Genomic DNA, 6468 nt, shown 5'->3' on the forward strand with positions numbered 1-6468 from the left:
ACATGTCGTGCAGGATTCAACAAGCGCGTGGGACGACTTGCTGCCCCCAATTGACGACCTTGTTCGTCAATGATATGTTTCTTGGAGATACACCATGTCTAATCGCCAAACCGGCACCGTTAAATGGTTCAACGATGAAAAAGGCTTCGGCTTCATCACCCCACAATCCGGTGACGACCTGTTCGTTCACTTCAAAGCCATCCAGTCCGACGGCTTCAAAAGCCTGAAAGAAGGCCAGCAGGTTTCTTTCATCGCTACCCGCGGCCAGAAAGGCATGCAAGCTGAAGAAGTAAAAGTTATCTAACTTTTGCTTGTTTAAGCTGCAGTAAAAGAGCCCCGCCCTCAACAGCGGGGCTTTTTTGTGCCTGTGGCATTTTGCCGGGCAAATGTTCACTTAAGCGAAGGTATTCTCTGTAGGAGCGAGCAAGCTCGCGATGAACCTGAGAGCGACGCGGGGTATCAGGTTTCCAGCGTTATCGTTGACGACCATCGTCGGAACGCCGCCCGGAGCATGCTCGCTCCTACAATTTCCTGAAATGAACAGCATTACGACCAGGGCCGCGACTTTTTCAACGCCTCACCAGGTCACACCGAACCCGGCCGTGTATCGGGTCTTGTCCAGATCGGCTTCGTCGGTTCCGCTGATGATGTTGCGTTCGGCCTTGAGGTTGAGCGAGGCCCATTCCGTCACCTTGTAGCGCAAGCCCAGCTCTGAATCGAGCGCATAATCGGCAACGCCTGACAGCGGTTTGCCCACCTCGCCATTGGTGAAGAACTCCACCTTCTTGCCTATCAGGTAGCGGTTGTAATCCCACTTCATCGCCACGGAATGGAAGTTTTCCTTGTCACCATCGACGAACTCGTAATCGGTGCGGTTGACCAGGGAGCTCAGGGAGAAAGCACCCAACTCGTCATCCCAGAACTGATACCCCGGACCGGTGCCGACGGTACGCTGACGGGACAGCTCTTCAACCTTGTCGCGCTTATAGACCAGGCGACCTTGCCAGAACCACTTATCCGTGAGGAAACGGTCGAGGGAATATTCGGCGCGCCAGTTGTCCGTGGTCACCACGTCATCCTGGAACTCACGGTTGTATTCGCCTTCGGCAGTGTGTCGCCATTTGCCGTGACGAGCACTGGTCTTGAAGTCGATGTCGTAATCATCGGTGTCGCTTTCGGCCCGTTGATAATCCAGAGCCGCATCGATATTGCCTTTCCATACCAGGTCCTCGACCACCGGTCTGGGCTTGAGGATCTGCTGGACGCTCGCCAACTCCACAGTCTTTGGTGCCTCGCCATTGGCCAGCGTCACCTTGCCCTCCCCGGCCGCATGCAGCGATTTGGCCTTCTCTCCCGTATAGGCATCCTGCTTGACCAGCAGCTCCTGGTCGCTTTCCAGCGTCTTGACCTGCTTCCAGTCGATCGTTACCGCACCGGCATACTCGGTCTGGATCAGCAGCTTGCCGCCATCGAAAAGAACGATTTTGCCACTCAACCTGTCACCGTTTTTCAGCCAGACCGTGTCGGCGAGCAAGGGGGTGGAGGCGCTGAGGACAGCGAGGCACAGCAGGATTCTGGAAAACATGGGTAAACAAAGGCTCGGGATGGCGAAAAAAACCGGCATTATCCGAAGGAACAAAGCCCTGGCAAGGACTGACACGACGATTTCTATCGAGTTCATTTCTCAACTTTCGATCCACGAATTACTCTACAGACGGTACCGTGATTTTTTTTCAGGAACTGCGTACGTGAGCAAAACCACCGCTGAAGCCGAAAGCGCGGCACAAATCCGACGCACGGCGCTCTATCTGACCCTGGCGCAAGTGCCCGAGGGCAAGGTAGTGAGCTACGGCCAGCTGGCCGAGCTGGCAGGCCTGGGGCGTGCCGCACGCTGGGTTGGGCGGACATTGAGCCAACTGCCCGGCGACAGTAAATTGCCCTGGCACCGCGTACTCGGCGCTGGCGGGCGCATCAGCCTGCCCGCCGGCAGTCCATCCGGGGACGAACAACGCGCGCGTTTGCGCATGGAGGGCATCAGTATCCTGAATAATCGTGTTGATATTCGGCGCCATGGCTGGCGCCCGGTAGAGCACAGCGGTTAGAGTGCGCGCTTTGTTTTCGTATTTCTTGAGGCAGACTCCAGCCCATGCCCCGTAAAACCTGGCGCGCCGCGCTCGCTGCCTATGCCAGCCCCTCGACGCTTGTACTGCTGTTGCTGGGTTTCGCTGCCGGCCTGCCCTACATGCTGGTGTTCTCGACACTGTCCGTCTGGCTGCGCGAAGCCGGCGTGGCTCGCGAGACCATCGGCTATGCAAGCCTGATCGGTTTGGCCTATGCCTTCAAATGGGTGTGGTCACCCCTGCTCGACCAATGGCGCCTTCCTTTGCTCGGCAAACTCGGTCGAAGGCGCTCCTGGCTGGTCCTGTCCCAATCGCTGGTGATCCTCGGCCTGATCGGAATGGGTTTCTGCGATCCGCAAAAGCATTTGTCCTGGCTGATTGCCATTGCCGTGGTCGTTGCATTCGCCTCCGCAACGCAAGACATCGCAGTAGACGCCTATCGCCTGGAAATTGCCGAAGACAACCGCCAGGCAGCCCTGGCCGCCAGCTACATGTCCGGGTACCGGATCGCCGCGCTGCTGGCCACCGCCGGCGCGCTGTTCTTCGCCGAAGGTTTCGGCTCGACCGGCTTCAACTACCAGCATTCGGCCTGGGCCGGCACCTACATCCTGTTCGGCGCCCTGATGGTCCCGGCGCTGTTGACATCCCTGCTCATGCGCGAACCACCCGTGCCGTTGCGCACCCAACTGCAGGCCGGTCGCTACAGCTTCGTGCATCAACTGGCCTCGGTGTTCGTGCTGATCGTGCTGCTGGTGTCCGTACCGGCGATGTTCACCCAGCTCTACAACACAGACTTCGCCAGCGTATTGTTCGGAGGCGTGAGCCTTCTCGACCTGCTGCTCGAAGACCGTGCGTTTCTGCGGGCGATCCTCTACACCACGCTCACCGCCCTGTGCCTGTCGACCATGGGCCGTCGCGGCCTGGCACCGGTGCTGACGCCGGTCAACGACTTCATCCAGCGCTACCGCTGGCAAGCGCTGCTGTTGCTTGGATTGATTGCCACCTACCGGATGTCCGATACGGTCATGGGCGTGATGGCCAACGTGTTCTACATCGACCAGGGCTTCACCAAGGACCAGATCGCCAGCGTCAGCAAGCTGTTCGGCCTGGTCATGACCCTGGTCGGCGCCGGTATGGGCGGCCTGCTGATCGTCCGCTTCGGCATCTTGCCGATCCTGTTCATCGGCGGCGCGGCATCGGCCGCCACCAACCTGCTGTTCCTGATGCTGGCGGACATGGGCCCCAACCTGCAGATGCTGATCGTCACCATCTCCCTGGACAACTTCAGTTCGGGTATGGCGACCTCGGCATTCGTCGCCTACCTGTCGAGCCTGACCAACCTCAAGTTCTCTGCCACCCAATACGCCTTGCTCAGCTCGATCATGCTCCTGTTGCCACGCCTGATCGGCGGGTACTCGGGGGTCATGGTGGAGAAATTCGGTTATCACAATTTCTTCCTGATCACCGCCCTGCTGGGAGTGCCCACGCTGCTGCTGATCGCCCTGCACTGGTTCCAGGAAAGCCGCCGCGAGGGGCCGACGCCTACACCGGAACCCGTGCCGACCCAGGTCGCGGAAGAGTCGTAGGGAACACCCCGCAGCTCGCAGGATGTATCTGTAGGAAATCGAGCCAAGGGCGGAGCGAATCCCGCCCTCCCGCCTCACCACCGACCGCACGCCTGTACGACAGCGGATCTCGCCCGTACAATGCTCCGTCATTTCTCGTCATCTGCAATCGATAGCGGCCAACCATGCGCACCAGTCAATTTTTGCTCGCCACACAGAAAGAAACGCCTTCCGATGCGGTCGTGATCAGCCATCAGCTGATGCTGCGCGCCGGCATGATCCGCAAACTCGCCTCGGGCCTGTACACCTGGCTGCCGATGGGCTTGCGAGTGATGCGCAAGGTCGAAGCCGTCGTTCGCGAAGAAATGAACGCCGCCGGTTCGCTCGAAGTGTTGATGCCAAGCACTCAACCGGCAGAACTGTGGCAGGAATCCGGTCGCTGGGAAGAGTACGGCCCTGAACTGCTGCGCTTCCAGGATCGCCACGGTCGCGATTTCTGCGCCGGCCCGACTCACGAAGAAGTCATCACCGACCTGATGCGCAACGAGTTGAGCAGCTACAAACAGCTGCCGATCAACCTGTACCAGATCCAGACCAAATTCCGCGATGAAATCCGCCCACGCTTCGGCTTGATGCGCGGCCGTGAATTCATCATGAAGGACGCCTACTCGTTCCACGCCGACCAGCCATCGCTGCAGGTCACCTACGACCGCATGCACCAGGCGTACTGCAACGTGTTCACCCGCCTGGGCCTGAAGTTCCGTCCGGTCGAAGCCGACAACGGCTCCATCGGCGGTGCCGGCTCCCACGAATTCCACGTCCTGGCCGAATCCGGCGAAGACGACATCGTCTTCAGCAACGGTTCCGACTACGCCGCGAACATCGAGAAGGCCGAGGCCGTGCCACGCGAGACCTCTCGCCCTGCACCGAGCGAAGAACTGCGCCTGGTCGACACACCGAACGCCAAGACCATCGCGCAACTGGTCGAAGGCTTCAACCTGCCGATCGAGAAGACCATCAAGACCCTGGTGGTTCACGCCGAAGAGAAAGGCAAGCTGATTGCCCTGATCATCCGTGGCGATCATGAGCTGAACGAAATCAAGGCCGCCAACCAGCCTGGCGTCGCCAGTCCGCTGACCATGGCCTCCGAAGCCGAACTGCGCGATGCAATCGGTGCCGGTGCCGGCTCCCTTGGCCCGCTGAACCTGCCATTGCCGATCATCATCGACCGTTCCGTCGAGCTGATGAGCGACTTCGGCATCGGTGCCAACATCGATGACAAGCACTATTTCGGCGTGAACTGGGAGCGCGACCTGCCGGTTCCGACCGTTGCCGACCTGCGTAACGTTGTCAGCGGCGACCCAAGCCCGGACGGCAAAGGCACCCTGGAAATCAAGCGCGGCATCGAAGTCGGGCACATCTTCCAGCTGGGCAACAAGTACAGCAAGGCGATGAAATGCGAAGTGCTGGGTGAGAACGGCAAGCCGATCACTCTCGAAATGGGCTGCTACGGTATCGGTGTATCCCGCGTGGTCGCCGCCGCCATCGAGCAGAACAACGACGAGAAAGGGATCATCTGGAGTGACGCCCTGGCGCCTTTCCAGATTGCCCTGGTGCCACTGCGCTACGAAACCGATCTGGTTCGCGAAGCCACCGACAAACTGTATGCACAACTGACGGCCGCCGGTTTCGAAGTGCTGCTGGACGACCGCGACAAGAAGACCAGCCCGGGCATCAAGTTCGCGGACATGGAGCTGATCGGCATTCCTCACCGGATCGTGGTCAGCGACCGCGGTCTCGCCGAAGGCAACCTGGAATACAAGAGCCGTATCGAGGCCGAGCCGCAAGCGCTGCCGGTCGCTGACGTACTGTCGTTCCTTCAGGCCCGTATCCGCCGCTGAAACCAGATAGAGACGTCATGTTCAAGCGAAACACCATAGGCCTCGGTGGTGCCGCCCTGTGCGGCACCCTGCTGGTCAGCGGCTGCGCCAACCACATGTCACAACGCAGCGAGCACGAGGAACGTGTCGAGCGCAAACTGCTCGATCACAATCTGCAGATCGATGTCGGTGAGCCCAAGGTGCTTGAGCTGCCGCAACGCCGGGTGAAAATCCACGAGCAGAAGACTTTCGAAGTCACCGAATTCGAAGTCACGCGCCATTACGACCGCTATACGCCGTATCAACCCTGGCGGGAGATCTATGAAATCCCGCTGGGTGCGGTGGCGGTAGTCGCCGGTATCGGCGCCAATGTGGCCAACGTGTTTGCACTGGGCAACCTGCCGGACAGCATGACCAAGGACTGGTTCACCTACGGTGTTGACGGGCTCAACCCGTTCATGAACGTTCAGTCCCACGGCCGTGCGCAACAGAACCTGGCCGGAATCGACGAAGTCCAGCGTGACAAGCGAATGGAGTACTCGAGCCTGCCGTGGAGCGAACGCCCGGTCGAGGTCAAGGCCGGCAAGGAAACCTTTGAGCTGAACACCGACAAAAACGGTGTATTGCGCCTGAACCTGCTGGACAGCCCATTCGCCGAACAGGACCTGAACCATCTGGGCAAGCTGCAGATCAGTGTCGAAGACGCCAGGAAAGACGTACATACCGACACCTCCCTGATGTTGAGCCATACCTTGCGCAGCAAGCTGCTCGAAGCCCACGCACTGATTTACGACGACCTCGAAGACGTCTCCAATCGGTCGTTTATTACGATTTGCAGGCTATGAGAGTGTTCGAAAGGTGATGCTTCGAAACATCGAAGCTCAATGGATTTTGGTGCTGCAA

Annotated in this window: 5 protein-coding genes and 1 pseudogene; 5 read left to right on the top strand and 1 reads right to left on the bottom strand. The window is 59.3% G+C overall.

Translation table 11 applies throughout. From position 1 onward, the window contains the following. Window positions 1-94 precede the first annotated feature (94 nt). Window positions 95-304 (top strand): cold-shock protein, encoded by a 210-nt coding sequence (locus ACQKP2_RS31150; protein ID WP_427582141.1) that lies wholly within the window; start codon window positions 95-97, stop codon window positions 302-304. Window positions 305-577: 273 nt separating this feature from the next. Here the strand turns inward: ACQKP2_RS31150 and ACQKP2_RS31155 are convergent, their stop codons facing one another. Continuing rightward, window positions 578-1585, bottom strand: coding sequence for a DUF481 domain-containing protein (locus ACQKP2_RS31155; RefSeq protein ID WP_427582142.1), 1008 nt, complete (start codon window positions 1583-1585; stop codon window positions 578-580). A 163-nt stretch (window positions 1586-1748) separates the two neighbouring features. Here ACQKP2_RS31155 and ACQKP2_RS31160 point away from each other — a divergent pair, with 163 nt between their 5' ends. The 4 genes and pseudogenes from ACQKP2_RS31160 to ACQKP2_RS31175 form a co-directional block, all read left to right on the top strand. Beyond that, window positions 1749-2102 carry an MGMT family protein gene (locus ACQKP2_RS31160; RefSeq protein WP_427582143.1) on the top strand — a complete coding sequence of 118 codons (354 nt, stop codon included), beginning with the start codon at window positions 1749-1751 and terminating at the stop codon, window positions 2100-2102. Between the two features lie 44 nt (window positions 2103-2146). Continuing rightward, entirely contained in the window at window positions 2147-3706 is a 1560-nt protein-coding gene (locus ACQKP2_RS31165; RefSeq protein ID WP_427582144.1) for an AmpG family muropeptide MFS transporter, read from the top strand. A gap of 164 nt (window positions 3707-3870) precedes the next feature. Next, on the top strand, window positions 3871-5586 hold the full coding sequence (locus ACQKP2_RS31170; RefSeq protein WP_427582145.1) for a proline--tRNA ligase: 1716 nt from the start codon (window positions 3871-3873) through the stop codon (window positions 5584-5586). 17 nt (window positions 5587-5603) lie between these two features. Further along, window positions 5604-6371 (top strand): annotated as a pseudogene (locus ACQKP2_RS31175) (hypothetical protein); the annotation flags it as partial. Between the last annotated feature and the right edge of the window lie 97 nt (window positions 6372-6468).

The sequence above is a fragment of the Pseudomonas sp. NPDC089569 genome (assembly GCF_050280625.1).
Taxonomy (GTDB): domain Bacteria; phylum Pseudomonadota; class Gammaproteobacteria; order Pseudomonadales; family Pseudomonadaceae; genus Aquipseudomonas.